Consider the following 20,578-nt stretch of genomic DNA (forward strand, 5'->3'; position numbering starts at 1 on the left):
AGATTATCAGTCAGCCTGCCGACGGAGGAATGCGGGAATATCGAGATAGTCGACACCCTGCTCCTCGCTGTCCTTGCTCTGGGCGATAGCCACGTTTCCATTGGAAACGGCCCGGCGACGCAGAACAGCGGGACGGTCCAGCTGGTTGTAATCGGTTTTTCCATCCAGGGTGCGGGTATTGTCCACAACCTTGGTGGGCTTCTCACGATCACCGCCCAGACCGGTCGCAACAACCGTCACCTTCAGTTCGTCGGTCATCTCAGGATCAATGACGGTACCGACGACAACGGTGGCAGAGTCGGAAGCAAACTCACGCACAATGTCGCCAACCTCGGAGAATTCGCCCAGGTTGAGGTCCATACCAGCGGTGATGTTGACCAGAATACCTTTGGCACCCTGCAGGTTGATATCTTCCAGCAGCGGGCTGCGGATGGCGGCTTCGGCCGCTTCGCGGGCACGGTTCTCGCCGGTAGCGCGGGCGGTACCCATCATCGCCATACCCATCTCAGACATAACCGTTTTCACGTCGGCAAAGTCGACGTTGATCATACCGTTACGGGTAATCAGGTCGGCAATACCCTGCACTGCACCCAGAAGCACATCGTTGGCTGCGGCAAATGCGTCCAGCAGGCTGGTTTTCTTGCCCATAACCGCCAACAGTTTTTCATTGGGGATGGTGATCAGGGAGTCGACGCTCTCCTCCAGCTCTTTCAGGCCGGATTCGGCAACACTCATGCGCTTGCCGCCCTCGAACATGAAAGGCTTGGTGACAACGGCAACGGTGAGAATACCCAGTTCACGGGCCACTTCCGCCACGATCGGCGCAGCACCGGTGCCGGTACCACCGCCCATGCCGGCGGTGATGAACACCATATCAGCACCCTTGATGGCTTCGGCGATGCGATCGCGGTCTTCCAGGGCGGACTGACGACCAACCTCAGGATTGGCGCCGGCACCCAGCCCCTTGGTGATATTGCCACCGAGCTGAATGATCTGGCGCGCATCCATATCGGTCAGCGCCTGTGCATCTGTGTTGGCGCAGATGAATTCCACACCTTCGATGTCGCTGTTAAGCATATGGCGAACGGCGTTGCCGCCACCACCGCCTACACCGACGACTTTAATGACAGCGTTTTGCTGGACATTATCGACGAGTTCAAACATTTCCCCTACTCCTTCGTGCTGTTTTCAGCCCTTGTTCCGGGCTGTTTGTTCGAGATTGTGTTTTCGAGATACCTTCGTGTACTACCCGCCCGGCCCCGTCAGAAATGACCGGTAAACCAGGCTTTCATGCGCTCAAACAGCGAGGGTGCATCTTCACCCTTGAGCACCGGTGCCCGCCCCAGATCCATCTGGCGGAAACCATGAATCAACAACCCAACGCCAGTGGCGTAGATCGGATTGTTGACTACCTCCGTCATGCCGGAAACCGCCTGCGGACAGGCCAGCCTTACCGGCATGTGGAAGATCTCTTCGGCCAGCTCCACCACGCCTTCCATGGTGGAGGAACCGCCGGTTATCACGATGCCTGCCGGAATGAGGTCTTCAAATCCGGACCGGCGCAACTCTGACTGAACCAGGGTGAACAGCTCCTCGTAGCGCGGTTCCACCACCTCCGCCAGGGCCTGCCTGGACAGATCGCGCGGCGCGCGATCGCCAACACTGGGCACCTTGATGGTTTCATCCGCACCGGCCAGCTGGGTCAGTGCACAGGCATACTTGATCTTGATTTCTTCAGCATTCTGGGTCGGTGTGCGCAGCGCCATGGCAATGTCGTTGGTCACCTGGTCGCCGGCGATCGGAATCACCGCCGTGTGCCGGATAGCACCGCCGGTAAACACCGCAATATCCGTGGTGCCACCACCGATATCCACCACGCAGACACCCAGCTCTTTCTCATCCTCGGTGAGAATGGCGTGGCTGGATGCCAGCTGCTCCAGGATGATGTCATCCACCTCAAGCCCGCAGCGCTTCACGCATTTCTCTATGTTCTGGGCAGCATTGACCGCGCAGGTCACCAGATGAACCTTTGCCTCCAGGCGCACACCGGACATGCCCATGGGTTCCTTGATGCCTTCCTGGCTGTCGATCACGAACTCCTGGGGCAGAATATGGAGAATCTTCTGGTCTGCAGGAATCGCAACCGCCTGGGCGGCGTCAATGACCCGGTCTATATCGGCCTGGGTGACCTCACGGTCACGGATTGCAACAATGCCGTGGGAATTCAGGCTCTTGATGTGGCTGCCGGCAATACCCGCATACACCGAGTGAATGCGGCACCCGGCCATCAATTCCGCCTCTTCCACCGCGCGCTGAATTGCCTGGACGGTGGTTTCAATATTCACCACCACTCCACGCTTGAGGCCCCGGGAAGGATGGGAACCAATGCCCACCACTTCGATGGTGCCGTCCATCTTGCGCTTGCCGACAATCGCAACCACCTTCGAGGTTCCGATATCGAGGCCGACAATCATGTTTTCCGTTTCAACCGATGACATGTGTTCCACCAAACCGTAGGTCTGAATTAACCGTTGCTATGATTTTGGGCTGGAGGCTGTCTCGACAGCCTTCCACTTGACCGCCACACCGTTGGTGTAGCGGGCATCTACCCGACTGACTTCGTCCGACCTTGCTGCCAGTCGGTTTTCATAAACCGTGATAAACCGATCAAACCGTTGCGCCACCTGATCGCGGCCAAGCACCACCTCGATGCCGTTGGCCAGCTGCAGGGTCCACGCACCCCGGTGTTCCAGCGTCAGGCCTGAAAATCCAAGCCCCCGGGCGACCAGCTTGTCGCTCATGTCCCGCGCCATATCGATCACATCCCGCACCCTTTCATCCGGCCCTGCGAGTCGTGGCAACCGACCCGCAACTTCGGGATTCGCCGGCGCGAACAGCTCACCGGTGCGGCTTACGAGACGTCCATCGGTCCAGTAAGCCAGGGGTTTCTTCTCCCTGATATCGATCACCAGGCGATCCGGCCATACCCGACGCACCGCCGCGGACGCAACCCAGGGCCGACGTTCCAGGCTGTCTTTGATTTCCGAAAGATCCGTGGCGAAATAGCTCTTGCCGATCCAGTCGCCAGCGGCGCGCTCAATGGCGACCCGGCTATCGCCCACAAATTCTCCCTTCACATCGACGGCAAGGATCTGCTGATCCATGGCGCCCAGCACCTTGCCAGTGCCCCAGGGCACCAGTGCAGCCAACAGCACAATCACCGCGCCCATGCCCACCTGGAGCCAGGGTACAGCTGCCAGCACACCCTTCAACACGCCAAACCGGTCCCGCTCGGGACCGAGGGACGTTGCCCCCCGGCGTCGCGGGGGCTCGGACGGAATCGCCCGGCTCCGGATCAGCAGTGTTTCAAGCATTGGCGCCCTCCAGACTGTCTTTCAGTATCCGGACCACCAGCTCTTCGAAGCTGATGCCTGCGGCCTTTGCAGCCATGGGCACAAGACTGTGGTCCGTCATACCGGGCACGGTATTGACCTCCAGCAGCCAGAACTTGCCGTCGCTGTCCTGCATGATGTCGACCCGGCCCCAGGTCCGACAGCCAACAACCCGGAAGGCCTCCAGTGCCAGGTGCTGAAGACGGACTTCGTCTTCAGGCGCCAGACCACAGGGAATGCGATACCGGGTATCGTCTGCCAGGTACTTGGCCTCGTAATCGTAAAAAACGTGCTCGGTGCTTGCGCTCAGGCCAATGGCCGGAAGCGCCCGATCCTGCAACAGACTGACGGTGAACTCCGGCCCTTCGATCCACTCCTCCACCAGCACCAGATTGTCCAGCGCGGCGGCGGCTTCGTAGGCGTCAGCCAGTTCGGCCGCCGTGTGTACCTTGCGGATGCCGATGCTGGAGCCTTCCCGGGAAGGTTTCACACTCAAGGGCGCCCGCAGTTCACCAATGATCTGTTCGGCCTGATCTGCTCCGGACATGGTGCGGAACTTCGGCGTTGGCAGGCCACAGCCTTCGAACACGTACTTGGTTCTCAGCTTGTCCATGGCCAGTGCCGAGGCCAGCACATCGCTGCCGGTGTAGGGAATACCGGCCTGCGAAAGGATGGCCTGCAAGGTACCGTCCTCGCCTCCACGACCATGCAGCGCGATGAACACCCGGTCAAAATCAGGGTTGTCGACGGTTCTCAGCAGGCAGCCGCGGACGTCCACGGCAAACGCATCCACGCCGGCTGACACCAGCGCCGCCAGTACCGCCTTGCCGCTTTTCAGGGACACTTCCCTTTCAGCGGAATCTCCACCCATGAACACGGCCACCCGACCGAGCGACCGAACGAGCTCCGGTTCGGCCTGATAAGCCTGTGGTTCCCCATGATGCATGTCACTCACCAGCTATCACTCCCGCGGCTGCCAGCCGCGCTGCCACGCCGCCAATATCGCCGGCGCCCTGGGTTATCAGCAGATCACCGTCCTGCAGCACATTGGCCAGCAGGGACTCGATTTCCAGGTTGTCCTCAACAAATACCGGTTCCACCTGCCCCCGCTGGCGAATACTGCGGCACAGGGCCCGACCATCGGCCCCCGGAATCGCCGGTTCGCCGGCGGAATACACGTCCATTAAAAGCAGGCCGTCCACTTCCGAAAGCACCCGGACAAAGTCTTCATAAAGGTCGCGGGTCCGCGTAAAGCGGTGCGGCTGGTAAAGCATGACCAGACGCCGATCGGGCCAGGCATCATGTGCAGCCCGGATAACAGCCTCTACCTCCGTCGGGTGGTGACCGTAATCGTCCACCAGGGTGACCGTGCCCTTGGGGGTCTGGTAATCGCCGTAGACCTGGAACCGGCGACCGACACCGGCAAATCCGGCCAGCCCGCGGCAGATTGCATCATCGGCGACGCCTTCGTCTGTGGCCACGGCTATGGCCGCCAGCGCGTTCAGCACGTTATGACGGCCCGGCATTTTCAGCTCGACCGCGAGGTCGCTGCGCCCGGCCGGACGCTTCACCACAAAGTGGGTCCGCAAACCGTCGGAATTGATACTCTCGGCCCGGTAATCCGCCTCCGGGTTGTCAATTCCGTAGGTGATGATGGCGCGGGATATCCGGGGGATGATCTCCTGAACGTAACCGTCATCGACGCACATCACCGCAACACCGTAAAACGGCAGGTTGTGCAGAAAGTCCACAAAGGTCTGCTTCAGCTTCTCGACATCGCCGCCATAGGTATCCATATGGTCCGCTTCGATGTTGGTTACCAACGAAATCACCGGCGTCAGATGCAGGAAGGACGCATCACTCTCGTCTGCCTCCGCCACCAGATAGCGGGAACCGCCCAACTGAGCGTTGGTGCCGGCGCTGTTCAGCTTGCCGCCAATCACGAAAGTCGGGTCCAGGCCCGCCTCACCCAGAATGGATGCGATCAGGCTGGTGGTTGTGGTCTTGCCATGGGTTCCAGCGACGGCGATGCCGTGGCGATAGCGCATGATTTCCGCGAGCATTTCTGCCCTGGGCACGATCGGCACCCGACGACTGCGGGCCGCCACGACTTCCGGGTTTTCCGCAGACACCGCTGAAGACACCACAACCACATCGGCACTGGCGCTGTTCTCTTCCCGGTGACCGATCTGCACTTCTACGCCCATACCCTTGAGACGATCGGTAACCGCCCCTTCTTTCAGATCCGATCCGGAAACGTCGTAGCCCTGATTCTTGAGAACCTCGGCGATGCCGCTCATCCCCGCACCACCAATCCCCACAAAGTGGATGTGACGGATCCGGCGCATTTCAGGCACCTGATAGACCAGGGGCGGATTATTTGCATCAGCCATTGGCGGCCTCCAGACAGTAATTCACGACTCTCTCCGTTGCATCAGGGCGGGCCAATGTTCGGGCGGCCTTCGCCATTTCGTTTACCCGGTCACGATTCCGGGCCAGATCACCCAGGGTTTCCGCAAGCACCGCCGGGGTCATTTTTGCCTGTGGAATCAGAATGGCTGCCTTCGCCGACACCATTTGTTGCCCGTTTTTCGTCTGGTGATCATCCACGGCGTGGGGAAAAGGCACCAGGACAGCGCCGATACCCGCGGCGCACAATTCCGAAACGGTCAACGCGCCTGCCCGGCACAGCACCAGGTCGGCCCACTGATAGGCCTCGGCCATGTCCTTGATGAACGGCTCAACGGCCGCCTCCACGCCATGCTCCTCATAGGCCTGCTTCGCCGCCTCGGCATGGCGCTCACCACACTGGTGGCGGACCACGGGCCGGTCACCTTCCGGCAACATCGCCAGCGCCTCGGGGAGCTGCTCATTAAAGACCTGCGCGCCGAGACTGCCGCCGATCACCAGCAATCTGAGAGCACCTTCACGGTCCGCCAGGCGCCTTTCCGGAACAGGCAAGGCCGCGAGGTCTTCCCGCACCGGATTGCCGGTACAGCGGGTAACCACTTTCGGCCCGAAGCTACCCGGAAAAGCCTCCAGCACGGTTTCTGCAAACCTGACCAGGATGCGGTTGGTCATTCCGGCGATGGCGTTCTGTTCATGAATCACCAGCGGCGTACGGTTCAGCCAGGCGGCAACACCACCGGGCCCGGTAACAAATCCGCCCATGCCTACAACGCAATCCGGGCGAACCCGGCGCAGGATGGTGAAGGCTTCACCCAGCGCCCGCATCAGCCGGAACGGCGCCAGCAAGAGAGCGAGCTTACCCTTGCCCCGCAAACCGGAAATATGAATCAGTGACAGCGGGATATCGGTTTCGCCGATCAGCCTCTGTTCCATTCCGCCACTGGCTCCGAGCCAGTACACCTGGTGGCCACGAGCCTCAAGCGCCCGAGCCGTTGCCAGGGCCGGGAACACGTGCCCGCCGGTACCGCCGGCCATCATCAGGAAGCGACGCTGTTCAGTCATACACCGCACCTCCCCGCGTCTTCGGACCGGTCTTCTCTCGGGCCAGCTTTTCCTGATCCAGGCGCTCCATTTCCACACGGGCAAGAACGCCAATGCAGATACAGGTAATCATCAGACTGGATCCACCGTAGCTCACCAGCGGCAGAGTCAGCCCCTTGGTGGGCAGAAGCCCGGTGCTGACCGCCATGTTGATGCCTGCCTGCAGGCCAATCAGCAGGGTCAGCCCATAGGCAAAACACGCGCCGAACGGCATGTCCGCCTTCTCGGCCCGGCGGGCAATGACGAATCCGGTCACCACCAGCAGGGTGAACAGACTGAGTACCAGCAAGGATCCCAGGAGACCGAATTCCTCAGCGATAATGGCGAAGATAAAGTCGGTGTGGGCCTCCGGCAGATAGAACAGCTTCTGGATGGAGTTACCCAGGCCGACACCACCCCAGTCTCCGCGACCGAAGGCAATCAGGGACTGGGTCAACTGGTAACCGCTGTCGAACTGGTCTTTCCAGGGATCGAGATAGCTGACAACCCGTTTCAGACGGTAAGGCTGGGTAACGATCAGAATGGCACCCAGGACCACCAGCGTGCCGATCAGGGGCACGAACCGGCTCAGCCGGACACCGCTCAGGAAAATCATCCCCGCCGCTGCCGTCACCAACACCACAGTGGCACCGAAGTCCGGCTGAATAACCAGCAGAACCGATGCCAAACCGAGGACGACCAACGGCTTCAGGAAACCAGGCCAGGTATTGAGCAGTTCATCCCGGCGACGGACCACGTAGCCGGCCAGGTAGGCAATCAGGCAGAGTTTCGCCACTTCCGAGACCTGGACGTTGAACAGGCCGAATGGAATCCAGCGGGTGGAGCCGTTCACGGTACGGCCCAGGGGCGTCAACACGAGAACCAGGACCAACAGACCGATGCCCAGCAGCAGCCAGCCGCTGCGCTCCCACCAGGCCACCGGCACGTTCACCGCTACCAGGGCCAGCAGGCAACCAAGACCGGCAAACATCAGCTGACGGATCACATAGTGGTAGCTGTTACCCATGGTTTCGGCAGCCATATCCATGGACGCCGAGGAAATCATGACCACACCCATCACCAACAATGCCACGGAGCTGATCACCAACATCGGCAGGGGCTGTATCTCGCCCAGCCACGGGTTCCGGTTCTGGAGTGGAAGATCTGCGTGCATCACAGGGCCTCCACCAGAGAACGAAACTGGTCACCGCGATCAAGATAGTCGCGGAACATGTCAAAGCTGGCGCATGCCGGCGAGAGCAACACCCGGTCTCCGGGCATGGCCAGTTCGGCAGAGCGGGAAACCGCCTCGGCAAGGCTACCTACCCGGTGTACCGGAATACCGCTGCCCAGCACATCGGCGATGGCCGGCGCATCACGCCCGATCAGCAGCACGGCCCGGCAATGCAGGGCGATGGGCGCTTCCAGGGCGGTAAAATCAGCCCCTTTGCCATCACCACCGGCAATCAGCACCACTCTGCCCTTGTCCGGGGCAAGGCTTTCAATAGCGGCGACCGTGGCGCCGACATTGGTTCCCTTGGAATCGTTGATGAAGTCCACATCCTTCAGCCGGCGCACGAATTCACAGCGATGCGGCAGCCCCGGAAATTCCCGCGCTACCCTGAGCATCACATCCATGGGCAGCCCGGCGGCATGGCCCAGTGCCAGAGCAGCCATCACGTTGCTGATGTTGTGATGACCCATCAGCTTCAACTCGCTGGCCAGCAAGAGGTTATCAAACCCGAAGGTAATCCAGGTGCCCTGGTCATCGTCCCGGGTGCTGAACGTCTCCGGATTCACCCGATGGAAGCCGAAACACAGGAACCTCAGGTTGTCCCTTGCCATGGGTGTGCTCAAGGCATCGTCCAGATTAACAATGGCGTTCTTGCAACCCCGGAATATCCGCTGCTTGGCCTGGAAATACGCCATCTTGTTGGGGTAACGGTCCATGTGGTCGTCACTGAGGTTGAGCACCGTTGCCGCAAGGGCGTTCAGCTCGTCCGTGGTCTCAAGCTGGAAACTCGAAAGCTCGAGCACATACAGGTCTGCGCCCTGGCCAAGAAGATCAAGGGCCGGGGTACCGATATTGCCGCCAACGGCGACGTTCCGGCCCGCCGCTCTGGCCATCTCACCCACCAGTGTGGTGACGGTGGTTTTGCCATTGGAGCCAGTGATCGCGACGATCGGCGCATCGGCAGCCTCGGCGAACAGATCAATGTCACCCCGGATTCTTGCTCCCTGGCGGGCGGCAGCTGCAATGGCTGGTTCGGCAATGCTGATTCCCGGGCTGACCACCAGTTCGTTGAAACCGGCAAACAGCTCTGCGTCAAAGGTCCCGAGGTGTACCGGAATATCCGGCCAACCGACCTTCAGCTGATCAAGACCCGGAGGAGCCGTGCGGCTATCGGCCACAGCAACGTCCCGCCCCTGTTCGGACAGATAGCGCACGCAGGAAAGCCCGGTTTTACCGAGCCCTACGATCAGTGTGCGACGATCCGAAACAATGACACTCATAGTTGCAGCGCTTTCCTATCTCAGTTTCAGACTGGCAATGCCAATCAGGACCAGAACGACCGTGATAACCCAGAACCGGACAATCACTCGTGGCTCCGGCCAGCCTTTCAGTTCAAAGTGGTGATGCAGCGGCGCCATGCGGAATATCCGCCGCCCGGTCAGACGGAAGGACGCTACCTGCAGGATCACCGACACGGTTTCCATCACGAACACACCGCCCATGATGAACAGCACTATTTCCTGGCGAACAATCACCGCGACCACACCCAGGGCGGCACCGAGGGCCAAGGCGCCCACATCCCCCATGAAAACCTGAGCCGGGTAGGTGTTGAACCAGAGGAAACCAAGCCCGGCGCCAACGAGTGCGCCGCAGAATACGATAAGCTCCCCGGTGCCCGGGAGATGCGGGATCAACAGGTAATTGGCGAACTGGGCGTGGCCGGACAGGTAAGCGAAGATACCAAGCGCTCCGGCGACCATCACCGTTGGCATGATTGCCAGACCATCCAGGCCGTCGGTCAGGTTGACGGCGTTGCTGCTGCCAACGATCACGAAATAGGTGAGCAGAATGAACAGCACCGGGCCAAGGGTGAGGGATACCTGCTTTACAAAGGGCACATACAGAGACGTCTCCTGGGGCAAGGCGGAACTGAAGAACAACACTACAGCCGCCGTAGCGCCGATAACCGACTGCCAAAAATACTTCCAGCGGGCCGGCAGGCCCCGCGGGTTACGTTCCACGACTTTGCGATAGTCATCAACCCAACCGATTGCGCCGAACAGGAGCGTCACCAGCAGGGTGACCCAGACGTAGCGGTTACCAAGATCCGCCCAGAGCAGCGTACTGATGCCAATGGCCACCAGGATCAGTGCGCCACCCATAGTCGGGGTGCCAGCTTTGCTGAGATGGGTTTGCGGACCGTCATCTCTCACCGCCTGACCAATCTGGTACTGGCTCAGCTTGCGGATCATCACGGGGCCGATGATCAGCGAAATCAGCAGCGCGGTGAGTGTGCCCAGAATTCCACGCAGGGTCAGGTACTGAAACACCGTCAGTGCGGAGAAATACTGTGATAGGACCTCTGTCAGCCAGAGCAGCATGAGTTATTCACCTTTTCTTTAATTCCCTCCACCACACGCTCCATGGCGGAACTGCGAGAACCCTTGACCAGCACTGTCAATGGTGTGTTTTTATCCCCAATCGCCGATTCAACGGCCTGCTCATGGCTCAGCCCGAGTTCCGTGGACTCGCCAAACCCGTCGGCATAACCTTCACAACCCGGCCCCACGGTAATCAGTCGATCGATACCATGCTCCCGGGCGCACACTCCAACTTCCCTGTGCAACGCATTTGCCTTGGCGCCAAGCTCTGCCATGGCACCGAGTACAGCAATCTTCTGACCTGCACGGCCGGCCAGCACGCCGAGCGCGGCTTTCATGGACGACGGGTTGGCGTTGTAACTGTCGTCAATCAGCGTCATTTCCGGCGACAACTCCAAGACCTGAAGCCGCCCTTTCACCGGCGCAACACTGGCCAGCCCTGCAACAATCGCCTGATCACTGGCACCCAACTCACGGGTTGCCGCGATGGCAAGCAGCATGTTGGTGATGTTGTGATCGCCCTCCAGGCCCAGCGTGACCCTGCATAGCCAGCCGTTCGGGCCGCTGACCTGAAAGGTTCTGGTTCCGGCGTCCTGGCCCTCAATGACTGCGTGATAATCCGCCTCGGCGCCGAGACGGCTGACACCTGCGACGCGGCGGGCCCCGGCTCGGGTGCGCCACTGCGCGAAGGCCGGATCGTCACCGTTGAGCACCATCAGCCCGTCTGACGCGACGCCGTCAATGATTTCGCCCTTGGCCAGGACAATGTTCTCGTAGCTGCCAAACCCTTCCAGATGGGCCTCGCCAGCATTGGTGAGAATGGCAACGCGGGGCTTTGCCAGGGCGACGGTATGGGCAATTTCACCCAGCCCACTGGCACCCAGTTCAATCACGCCGTACTGGTGTTCCGGAGAAAGGCCGAACAGCGTAAGCGGAACGCCGATGTGATTGTTCAGGTTGCCTTTCGTTGACAGCGTCTTGCCCATCTGCGACAGAATGGCGGCGCACATTTCCTTGACGGTGGTCTTGCCGCTGCTGCCAGTGATCGCGAGGATGGCCGCTGTGCTTTCTTCACGGTTGGCGGCCGCTAGCCGGGCAAGGGCCTCCAGTGTGTCATTCACTACCAACTGAGGCAGAGCCAGGTTGGTATCAGACGTATCGACCACCAGGCCAACTGCGCCTTTATCCATGGCCTGTTGCAGGAAACGGTGGCCATCGAAATTTTCGCCGCGCAGGGCCACAAACAGCTGGCCAGGCTCGAGGGTGCGGGTATCAGTGGAAACCCCGGCGAAGCTCACCGACGCAAGGTCGCCCGAAGCGCACTGGGCGCCCAGCCAACCCTTGGCTTCCGCCAGCGAAAAGGCGCGCATCATGCCACACCCCCATTGAGTTTCAAGACGTGGCGAACCTGCTCCGCATCACTGAACGGGTATTTCTGGCCGGCGATTTCCTGATAAGCCTCGTGGCCTTTCCCTGCGATCAGAACTACGTCGTTTGGCGTGGCCGAGCGGATCGTCGACTGAATGGCCTCGGCCCGGTCATGGATAACAGAGACCCGGGCAGCGTCCGTGAAACCGGCGAGGATGTGCCGCGCAATTGTTTCGGGGTCCTCACTGCGGGGATTGTCATCAGTAACGACCACCCGATCTGCAAGCCTCTCGGCTTCCCGGGCCATTTCCGGACGTTTACCGGCATCACGGTCACCGCCGCAACCAAACACGCACACCAGTTCACCGGTAACGTGCGGACGCAGTGCTGTCAGAGCATTGGCGAGGGCATCCGGGGTGTGGGCGTAATCGACCACCACCCTGACACCATTAGCACCCACAAACCGCTCCAGCCTGCCCGGTGGCTGTGTGAGCCGACCCACAGCCTGCTGCACGCGCTCGATCGGCACGCCAAGCGTCAGAACCGTTGCCATAGCCGCCAACACATTGCTCGCGTTGAAACTTCCCATCAGCGGAACCGAGACAACAAACCGGCTCCACTCGCCATCGACCTCAGCTTCAAAGCCTTCGTCGGTTGGTCGGAATTCCCGTAACCAGAGCTCGGTCTGGGCCTCGTGCAGGCTGTAGCGCACGCGATCACATTTGCCGTCCAGCTGTTCGAAGAGCTGTCGACCAAATGGATCGTCAAAGTTGATTACCGAAAAATGCAGCTCTTCACGCTGGAAAAGCTGCGCCTTGGCGGCACCATAGGCTTCCATGGAACCGTGATAATCCAGATGATCCCGGGTCAGATTCGTGAATACAGCGCCGGTCATCGAGAGGTTATCCACGCGGCCCTGATCAAGGGCATGGGAGGACACCTCCATCACGGCTGCCCGACCTTCCTGTTTCACGATCCGGGACAGCACCCGGTTAACCTGAACCGCATCCGGTGTCGTATGCGTCGCAGGCTGCAGGGCGCCGGGCATGCCATAGCCCAGGGTGCCGAGGATGCCGCAGGGCGTTCCCGTTTCCTTGAGCAGCTGTGCGACATACTGGCAGACCGACGTCTTGCCATTGGTTCCGGTCACGCCAATCAGGCGAAGTCGTTGCGACGGATGCTCGAAAAAGCGATCAGCGATTCGCCCCACCAGACTGCGTAGGCCAGCGACAGGTACGATCAAGGCACCGTGGTGTTCGGTGCACTCTCCCGCCTGCTGCGCTTCCAGGAGGATGACCGTTGCGCCCGCTGCAATGGCCTTATCGACATAGAAGTCAGCCGGCGTTCGGGCGCCCGAGAGGGCGATAAAGGCATCGCCGGAGGCGACTTCCCGACTGTCGGTTTTCAGTCCGTGGATGGTCACGTCGAACACCGACGGAACCGCTACGATACCCTGCAATAACGTGCTGAGAGATGTGATGCACATAGGCCTACCCTCGCTCTCCGGATGCAGAAGCAGCCATTTCGGCCTCTCCCACTTCCAGTTCAGGCTTCACATTCAACAGTCGCAGTGCGTCACTCATTACCCGTGAGAATACTGGCGCGGCCACTTCACCACCGTAGTATTCTCCGGACTGCGGCGCATCAACGGCCACAACCGTAACCAGCCTGGGGTTATCAATAGGCGCCATACCGGCAAAAATCGCCTTGTACTGGCTATCCTCGTAACCCTGGGCCCCAACAAGATGAACAGTCCCGGTCTTGCCGCCGGCCGAGTAGAATCCAGGCTGTGCCCGCTTACCGGTACCCCTTGAAACGGCCTCGCGCAGCATATTGCGAACCTGGAGGGTGACCTGCTCCGAGAGCACTCGCTGCCCCTCCGGCTTCTTGTTCTGCCGGACCAGGCTCAGGGGATAGCGCACGCCACCATTGGCGATCACCATATAGGCCTGGGCCAGTTGAAGAGCGTTCACGCTCATACCGTATCCGTAGGACAGTGTCGCCTCTTCCACGGGGCGCCACTTGGGCGGCGATGGCAATACACCCACGGCTTCGCCGGGAAAACCGATCCCCGTTGGCTGGCCAAGCCCCAGACGGGCGTAGAGATCACGAATCACATCGCCGCCAAGGTCGGTAGCAATCCGGCTGATTCCGACGTTGCTGGACTTGACGATGATCTCGGTCATATCCATGACGCCATAGTTGCGATGATCCCGGATGGTGAAACGACCGAAACGGCGAAAACCCGGGTTGGTATCAATGGTGCTGTTAACCGAGTAGCTGCCGGATTCCAGCGCCGCCGCCATGGTGATCGGCTTCATGGTTGAGCCTGGCTCGAACAGGTCGGTGATAGCCTTGTTTCGAAGATTTTCCGCTGCGAGCTGACTGCGGTCATTGGGGTTATAGGACCCCTGGTTGACCATCGCCAGGACCTCACCGGTATCAACGTCGAGCATGACCAGCGTACCCCCTCTGGCATTATGAGCCGCCACCACAGCCTTGAGTTCCCGATAGGCCAGGTACTGGAGGCGCAGGTCGATGCTGAGGGCGAGGTTCTGGCCGGGGCTGGCATCGCGAATCAGGGTCAGATCCTTGATAACCCGGCCGCGGTTGTCTTTCAGGACCCGCTTCCGGCCGGTTTCACCGGACAGCCACTGGTTGTAGGCGAGCTCGATCCCTTCCTGCCCGCGTTCGTCGATGTCGGTGAAGCCCACAACGTGAGCAGTCACTTCGCCGGCGGGGTAATAGCGACGGTACTCCTGACGGGTGTATATCCCGTCAATCTCCAATTCGAGAACCTTTCTGGCCAGATCCGGCTGAACCTTGCGGCGCAGATAGATGAATTCCCGCCCGGAGTATTCTTCGAGACGCTGCCGAAGAGAGGCTTCATTGATATCGAGCAGCCGCGCAAGGTTGGTGAGTCGCGCCTCGGAGGGATTGGCTTCAGAAGGATTCGCCCAGATGGTCTGCACTGGCGTGCTGACGGCCAGAGGCTCGTCATAACGATCGGTGACAACACCACGATGAGCATCAATACTCTCAACCCGGATCGTACGGACATCACCCTGCTTGCGCAGGAAATCATTATCTACGACATGGAGATCGACCAGGCGCCAGCCAAGCACACCCACCACCAGGAGAAAGACGCCCACGACGGAGCCAAAGCGCCAGGCTGCCAGCCCGGACGCCAAACGCTGCCCCCATGTTGTCTTCTTTCCCTGATCGGACACGTCGATCACCCTGAATCGTTGTTGTTCTCGTTGATTACCGGCTGGTAACCGGCGACATCAGTGGCACCAGCACAATATCCTGACGTCCCGGCACCACCATGCCGAAACGCTCAGCCGCCAGCTTTTCGACCCGGCCATGAGCGCTTAACGCACTCTGCTCGAGCAGAAGCTGGCTCCATTCGCTCTGATAACGGTCGCGCTCGGACTGAAGTTGCGACAGCGTGTTGAAAAGCTCCCGGTTCTCGTGGGCACTGACCACCACGCCAATAGAGGAAGCCAGCAACACGGCGACCAGACCAAGCGAGACAAGCACCTTGCCCTGCTTCGTGGCAGCGAAAACCTGCCTTGAGATACGGACCGCGGTTGCAACACCGTCCCGGACCTTCTGCTTGTTGAGCTTCGCCGTTTTTACCGGCTCTTCAATGGCAACAGCGCCCATGGTTACGCGCTCCCCTGCGAGTTTTTCCTGATATCGGTGCGTTCGAGCACCCGCATGACTGCGCTGCGGGCACGTACGTTGTCACTTACTTCTTCGGCGCCGGCCTTGCTGGCTTTGCCAACGAGCCGGAAATCCGAGGCTTCCTGTTCCGCGGTTACGGGCACCCCTTTGGGCAGCTGTGGCCCGCGCGCCAGATCCCTCATGAACCGCTTGACCAACCGGTCTTCCAGCGAATGAAAACTGATGACCACCAGACGCCCTCCAGGAGCGAGGTGGTCAACAGCAGACTGAAGACCCACTTCGAGATCTTCCAGCTCCCGGTTGATAAAAATCCGGATTGCCTGGAAGGTCCGGGTAGCCGGATGCTTGTGCTTTTCCTTTTTCGGGACCGCCTCGCTGACCAACTCTGCCAACTGGCGAGTGGTTTCGACGGGCGCTTCCTGCCGACGCTCGACCAGTAGCCGGGCAATGCGCCGCGAGAATTTCTCTTCGCCGTAACGGAAAATCACGTTTGCGATATCCGACTCGTCCGCTGTTGCAAGCCATTCGGCGGCGCTGGGCGATTGTTCGGTATTCATGCGCATGTCCAGTGGACCATCACGCATGAAACTGAATCCACGGGAGGCATCATCAAGCTGCGGCGATGACACGCCGAGATCCAGCAACACACCATTCACTGTCTGCCAACCCTGACCGACCACCGCAGCGCCCAGCTCCGCAAACGAACCGTGGAAACTGTGGAACCGGTTATCCTGGGCTTCCAATTCCTTCGCCGCGCGTATCGCCTCGGGATCCTTGTCGATACCCAGCAACCGCGCCGACGGGCCGAGGCGACCGAGAATCAGGCGGCTGTGACCACCCCGCCCAAAGGTGCCATCCACGTAATAACCGTCGGGGTCGTTGACCAGATAGTCGACCGCCGAATCCAGGAGCACCGAGCGATGCGAGTACGCTGCCCCGGCCTCCTGGTTGCGATCGGTGGTCATAAGGACAGCGCCTCCATCTCGGGCGGCATGTCTTCGTCATCAGAGGATTCATCCAGCCAGGCAAACCAGCGCTCTTCACTCCAGAGCTCTAGCTTCTTGCCTTGCCCGATCAACATCAGCTTTTTCTCCAGATGGGCATAGCTTCTAAGGGTTGGCGGAATCAGAATGCGCCCGGCCGAATCCAGCTCCATGGGCGCAGCATTACCCAGGATCAGGCGCTGCAGCCGCCGGGCCGCCTTATTCATGTTGGGAAGCGCCTCGATTTTAGGACGTAGAACTTCCCATTCGGGCTCCGGATAGACCAGCAGACACCGCTCCTCGTCAGCGTTTGCTGTCAATACAATGCGCCCACCACAGGCCTGCGCGAGCTCTTCGCGTACCTTGGAGGGGATCGCCAGGCGACCCTTCGCATCCATATTGATGGCATGACTGCCGAGAAAATTACTCATTTACGCTGTCTCTGGGTGCCCGATATCCACAAAAAACCACTAGAAACCACTTTTTCCCACTTCTGCACACTATAGAAACACGCAATACACAATGCAAGCGCCGCAAACAGCGCCACACTTGCAAAAGTTCCTTTTATGACAAGAGGTTACGGAGGCGGATTCGATGAAATGGTGAGATTACGGAAAAGAAAAGAAGTAAAATCAAATACCTGCAAAAAAGTCTGAAGACTGCAAGTGAGGTTTAAGATTTTTTGGCTATAAAGGACATCTGTTGAGAATGACGAATGTCACAGGAAGGGAAAAGAGCGAGCTCGCCGATAAGCCGGGTTCTGTCTTGGACAGTCATTCATCTAGGGTCTGCGTCACCACAGACCTCAAGCAACCTACCCGAATCCAGCGCGGGCCACGCCATTGGATTCCTATTTGGTCTTGCTCCAGGTGGGGTTTACCATCGCCGTGGACTGTTGCCAGCCACGCGGTGCGCTCTTACCGCACCGTTTCACCCTTACCGGCGCCCGAGGGCGCTTAGGCGGTATACTTTCTGTTGCACTTTCCGTCGGCTCGCGCCGCCCAGGCGTTACCTGGCACCTTGCCCTGTGGAGCCCGGACTTTCCTCCCCCGGAAAACCGGCGGCGACTGTCTGGCGAGCTCGGGCGAGACAATACTCCTGCGCTCAGAGCCTTGCAAGGGAAAACGCCACTGTACTCAGCTGTCTTTCAGCGCCAGTGCGCGCTGGTACAGCTCATTCTTCGACAGACCGGTCAGCTCCGAGGCCATTTTGGCGACCTTCTTCACCGGAAGCTCTGCCAGCAAAACCCGAAGCACACGGTCCACATCCATGGTAGCCGCGTCATCATTACCAGGTTGCGCCATCGCACCTCGAACCATGACCACGAACTCCCCACGGGTTCCGTGGGGATCCTGCTCCAACTCTGCCAGAACCTCCGCAATCGAACCGGAATAGAAGGTTTCGAAGGTCTTGGTGATTTCCCGCCCCAGAACCATCTCACGATCCTCGCCCAGCACCTCGGCAATATCCCGTACCGACTCCAGAATCCTGTGCGGCGATTCATAGAACACCAGAGTGGCCGGCTCACTGGCCAGCGGCTCAAGACTGGCCCTGCGACCCGAGCGCTTGGCAGGCAGAAATCCCACGTACAGAAAGCGATCCGTCGGCAGGCCGGCCGCGCTCAGAGCCACTACCAGTGCACAGGGCCCCGGAATCGGGCTCACCCGATACCCCGCAGCCCTGGCGTCGCGCACCAGCACGTATCCGGGATCGGAGATAAGCGGTGTACCGGCGTCGGAGATCAGCGCCACATCGCGCCCGGCCTTAAGCTCAGCGAGGATTCCGGCTGCGCGATCTTTTTCGTTATGGTCATGCAATGCGATCATTCGCTTCTGAATGCCCAGATGGCTCAATAGCCGGCCACTGTGGCGCGTATCCTCTGCCGCGACCACATCCACGTGGGCGAGGGTCCGGGTTGCTCTTGGAGATAGATCATCAAGGTTGCCAATCGGGGTGGCAACAACATAAAGAGTGCCGCCCGGTTCATCCCTGCGGCTATCGGACGACGGGTAATCGCTGACCTCGTTTTTCAAAGCGTGTGCCTCTGTGATGGGGTATCCGGGAGCGTGACAGTTACGTCATGTGAATTAACCCCGGAGCTGTTAAACTTGCCAGCGTTAGTCTGGCGCTACAAGCCCAATCATCCGGAGTATGTCGAGCCTGCCATGTTAAATATCCGTATTCATCAACGAGCCCTGGCCAGCGTATTTACTGCCGCCCTTTTGTCGGCGGGCTGCGCCACCGTCAATCTCGAAACCCACGTCGCGCAAACGGCCGACCAGGCCCTCGAGCTTGCCGGCAACGAAGATAATATCGAGACCGCCCAGGCCTACCTCCTCCGGATCGCCAGCAGGTTTCAGGACCAGGGCAACCACGTGGCAGCACGAACGCTACTTCAAAGTTCGCAGCTGGCGCAACCGGCTGCGGACCTTGGCAACCAGAAACTCCTGCTAGCCATGGCAAGCGCCAAGGCCCTTGAGGACGAATCCTGGGCAGAGGCGCTTGCCGCCGAACTCACGCCGTCGACCTTTATAGAGTACCCGGCCGACCTGATGGCCCGGGCCGCCAACCTGCAGGCGGACACTTATGACCTGGCGGGCAAGCCGATGCCTGCGGCCATGACCCTTATCCTGCTGGCCCAGACGGATAACACCGCGGATGCGCAACAGATTCATAACCGCATCTGGTCCCTGCTGGAGAAGGTACCGGGCACCGAGCTGAGCTCGGCCTCTGCCGAAGCGATTGGCTATGAGGCCCAGGGCTGGCTGGAGCTGGCAAACCTGGTGCGCACTGCAGAAACCGGCATAGACGAGCAGGGCCGACTCATCCGGGGTTGGCAAAACAACTGGCCCGGCCATCCTGCCGCCCAGATTCTGCCCTCGGAACTCCAACTGATCGCCACACTGGCGGACAGCCGTCCGGAAAAAATCGCTCTTGCCCTGCCTCTCCAGGGCCCGCTGGCAACGGCGGGCAAGGCCATCCGGGATGGCTTTCTGGCAGCGTACTACCTGGATGACACTGCTGACCGGGGCAAAACCGACATTCGGATCTTTGATACCGCCGGCACGTCTTTCAGCGAACTTTACAAGCAGCTATCGGAACAGGATATCGACCTGATTGTCGGCCCCCTGGAAAAAGAGGCACTGGCCGGACTGGGTTCCATGAATACGCTGCCCGTACCCGCTCTCGGGCTGAATTACCTGCCGGCGGATACCAAGCCTGCTGACGGACTCTACCAGTTCGGTCTCTCGGCAGAGGACGAGGCCCGGCAAATTGCCGACCGGCTTGCCGCAGAACAGCTGCGGCAGGTTCTGGTGCTTATCCCCGGCGGCGAATGGGGCGATCGCGTTGAGGCTGCGTTGCTGAAACGCATGGCGTCCCATGAAGGGGTTGCCCTGGATATCGAGCGCTTCTATCGGGAAGACAACCTCAGGGCGGTAACGGCTGACCTGCTGGGCATTACCGTTTCCCGCGACCGGGCCATCCAGGTTGAACGCACCATTGGCATGAATGTCGAATTCGAGCCGCGTCGCCGGCAGGATGCCGACGCCATCGTCATGGTGGCAGAGCCCACTGTCGCCCGACAGTTCAAACCGCTTTTCGCCTTCTATTTCGGCGGGGACCTGCCTGTGTACTCGCCTTCCATTATCTATGAGGGCACACCCGCACCTTCACGGGACCGTGACCTGAACGGCGTTATTTTCACTGATATTCCCTGGGTACTGGGCGACGACAATGAGCTGCGTACGCGAGCTACCGAAAATCTGTCCGGAACCCGTGGCCAGCCCGGGCGCCTTTTCGCCATGGGCGCCGATGCGTGGCACCTGAGCAAACGCCTGCCGTTGCTGAAACAGGTTGAAAGCGCCTCGATATCAGGCCAAACAGGTGTGCTGACCATGACGCCCGAGGGCAGCATCCATCGGGAACAACTCTGGACCCAGTTCCGCAACGGCGCCCCTGAACTCATTCCTGAACCGGTAACCGAAGAGGGAGAGATGGAAGGCGCTCAAGAGGAAGCCCCACCTCTCAGCGAATAACACC

Annotated in this window: 17 protein-coding genes and 1 other RNA gene; 1 reads left to right on the forward strand and 17 read right to left on the reverse strand. The window is 60.0% G+C overall.

The annotated features are described in order from the left end of the window. Positions 1-6 precede the first annotated feature (6 nt). The 17 genes from ftsZ to rsmI all read right to left on the reverse strand — a co-directional run bounded on the left by ftsZ (position 7) and on the right by rsmI (position 18,570). Positions 7-1,164 (reverse strand): cell division protein FtsZ, encoded by a 1,158-nt coding sequence (gene ftsZ, locus AC13DD_RS15625; protein ID WP_482931419.1) that lies wholly within the window; start codon positions 1,162-1,164, stop codon positions 7-9. A 98-nt stretch (positions 1,165-1,262) separates the two neighbouring features. Beyond that, on the reverse strand, positions 1,263-2,498 hold the full coding sequence (gene ftsA / locus AC13DD_RS15630) for a cell division protein FtsA (protein ID WP_008176504.1): 1,236 nt from the start codon (positions 2,496-2,498) through the stop codon (positions 1,263-1,265). A gap of 36 nt (positions 2,499-2,534) precedes the next feature. Beyond that, a complete protein-coding gene (locus AC13DD_RS15635) occupies positions 2,535-3,374 on the reverse strand; it encodes a cell division protein FtsQ/DivIB (RefSeq protein ID WP_104271816.1) in 840 nt (279 codons plus the stop codon). After that, positions 3,367-4,338 carry a D-alanine--D-alanine ligase gene (locus tag AC13DD_RS15640; protein ID WP_199185536.1) on the reverse strand — a complete coding sequence of 324 codons (972 nt, stop codon included), beginning with the start codon at positions 4,336-4,338 and terminating at the stop codon, positions 3,367-3,369. The genes AC13DD_RS15635 and AC13DD_RS15640 overlap by 8 nt, the downstream gene beginning before the upstream one ends. Position 4,339: 1 nt before the next feature. Next, positions 4,340-5,785 carry a UDP-N-acetylmuramate--L-alanine ligase gene (murC, locus tag AC13DD_RS15645; protein ID WP_482902333.1) on the reverse strand — a complete coding sequence of 482 codons (1,446 nt, stop codon included), beginning with the start codon at positions 5,783-5,785 and terminating at the stop codon, positions 4,340-4,342. After that, entirely contained in the window at positions 5,778-6,863 is a 1,086-nt protein-coding gene (murG, locus tag AC13DD_RS15650) for an undecaprenyldiphospho-muramoylpentapeptide beta-N-acetylglucosaminyltransferase (protein ID WP_092030361.1), read from the reverse strand. Before murG ends, murC begins: the two co-directional genes overlap by 8 nt. Continuing rightward, a complete protein-coding gene (gene ftsW / locus AC13DD_RS15655; protein WP_288367256.1) occupies positions 6,856-8,055 on the reverse strand; it encodes a putative lipid II flippase FtsW in 1,200 nt (399 codons plus the stop codon). The genes murG and ftsW overlap by 8 nt, the downstream gene beginning before the upstream one ends. Further along, positions 8,055-9,395, reverse strand: a complete 1,341-nt coding sequence (gene murD / locus AC13DD_RS15660; RefSeq protein ID WP_273045108.1) for a UDP-N-acetylmuramoyl-L-alanine--D-glutamate ligase — start codon at positions 9,393-9,395, stop codon at positions 8,055-8,057. The genes ftsW and murD overlap by 1 nt, the downstream gene beginning before the upstream one ends. Positions 9,396-9,410: 15 nt before the next feature. Next, positions 9,411-10,496 (reverse strand): phospho-N-acetylmuramoyl-pentapeptide-transferase, encoded by a 1,086-nt coding sequence (gene mraY / locus AC13DD_RS15665; protein WP_008176520.1) that lies wholly within the window; start codon positions 10,494-10,496, stop codon positions 9,411-9,413. Beyond that, a complete protein-coding gene (locus tag AC13DD_RS15670) occupies positions 10,481-11,869 on the reverse strand; it encodes a UDP-N-acetylmuramoyl-tripeptide--D-alanyl-D-alanine ligase (protein ID WP_104271803.1) in 1,389 nt (462 codons plus the stop codon). The genes mraY and AC13DD_RS15670 overlap by 16 nt, the downstream gene beginning before the upstream one ends. Further along, entirely contained in the window at positions 11,866-13,350 is a 1,485-nt protein-coding gene (locus tag AC13DD_RS15675; RefSeq protein ID WP_482931420.1) for a UDP-N-acetylmuramoyl-L-alanyl-D-glutamate--2,6-diaminopimelate ligase, read from the reverse strand. The genes AC13DD_RS15670 and AC13DD_RS15675 overlap by 4 nt, the downstream gene beginning before the upstream one ends. 4 nt (positions 13,351-13,354) lie before the next feature. Continuing rightward, a complete protein-coding gene (locus AC13DD_RS15680; RefSeq protein ID WP_104271801.1) occupies positions 13,355-15,094 on the reverse strand; it encodes a peptidoglycan D,D-transpeptidase FtsI family protein in 1,740 nt (579 codons plus the stop codon). Positions 15,095-15,128: 34 nt separating this feature from the next. Next, entirely contained in the window at positions 15,129-15,533 is a 405-nt protein-coding gene (gene ftsL, locus AC13DD_RS15685; RefSeq protein WP_014576098.1) for a cell division protein FtsL, read from the reverse strand. A gap of 2 nt (positions 15,534-15,535) precedes the next feature. Further along, positions 15,536-16,519: a 16S rRNA (cytosine(1402)-N(4))-methyltransferase RsmH gene (gene rsmH, locus AC13DD_RS15690; RefSeq protein WP_014576097.1), complete on the reverse strand. Its 984-nt coding sequence runs from the start codon at positions 16,517-16,519 to the stop codon at positions 15,536-15,538. Next, positions 16,516-16,968 (reverse strand): division/cell wall cluster transcriptional repressor MraZ, encoded by a 453-nt coding sequence (mraZ, locus tag AC13DD_RS15695; RefSeq protein WP_008176533.1) that lies wholly within the window; start codon positions 16,966-16,968, stop codon positions 16,516-16,518. The genes rsmH and mraZ overlap by 4 nt, the downstream gene beginning before the upstream one ends. Positions 16,969-17,270: 302 nt before the next feature. Next, positions 17,271-17,620: RNase P RNA component class A (gene rnpB / locus AC13DD_RS15700), an RNA gene on the reverse strand. A 53-nt stretch (positions 17,621-17,673) separates the two neighbouring features. Continuing rightward, positions 17,674-18,570 carry a 16S rRNA (cytidine(1402)-2'-O)-methyltransferase gene (gene rsmI / locus AC13DD_RS15705; RefSeq protein ID WP_008176535.1) on the reverse strand — a complete coding sequence of 299 codons (897 nt, stop codon included), beginning with the start codon at positions 18,568-18,570 and terminating at the stop codon, positions 17,674-17,676. A 75-nt stretch (positions 18,571-18,645) separates the two neighbouring features. Between rsmI and AC13DD_RS15710 the strand changes: the two genes are divergently transcribed. After that, positions 18,646-20,574 (forward strand): penicillin-binding protein activator, encoded by a 1,929-nt coding sequence (locus AC13DD_RS15710; protein WP_482931421.1) that lies wholly within the window; start codon positions 18,646-18,648, stop codon positions 20,572-20,574. The last annotated feature ends 4 nt before the right edge of the window (positions 20,575-20,578 follow it).

The sequence above is a fragment of the Marinobacter sp. L-13 genome, from assembly GCF_056857715.1.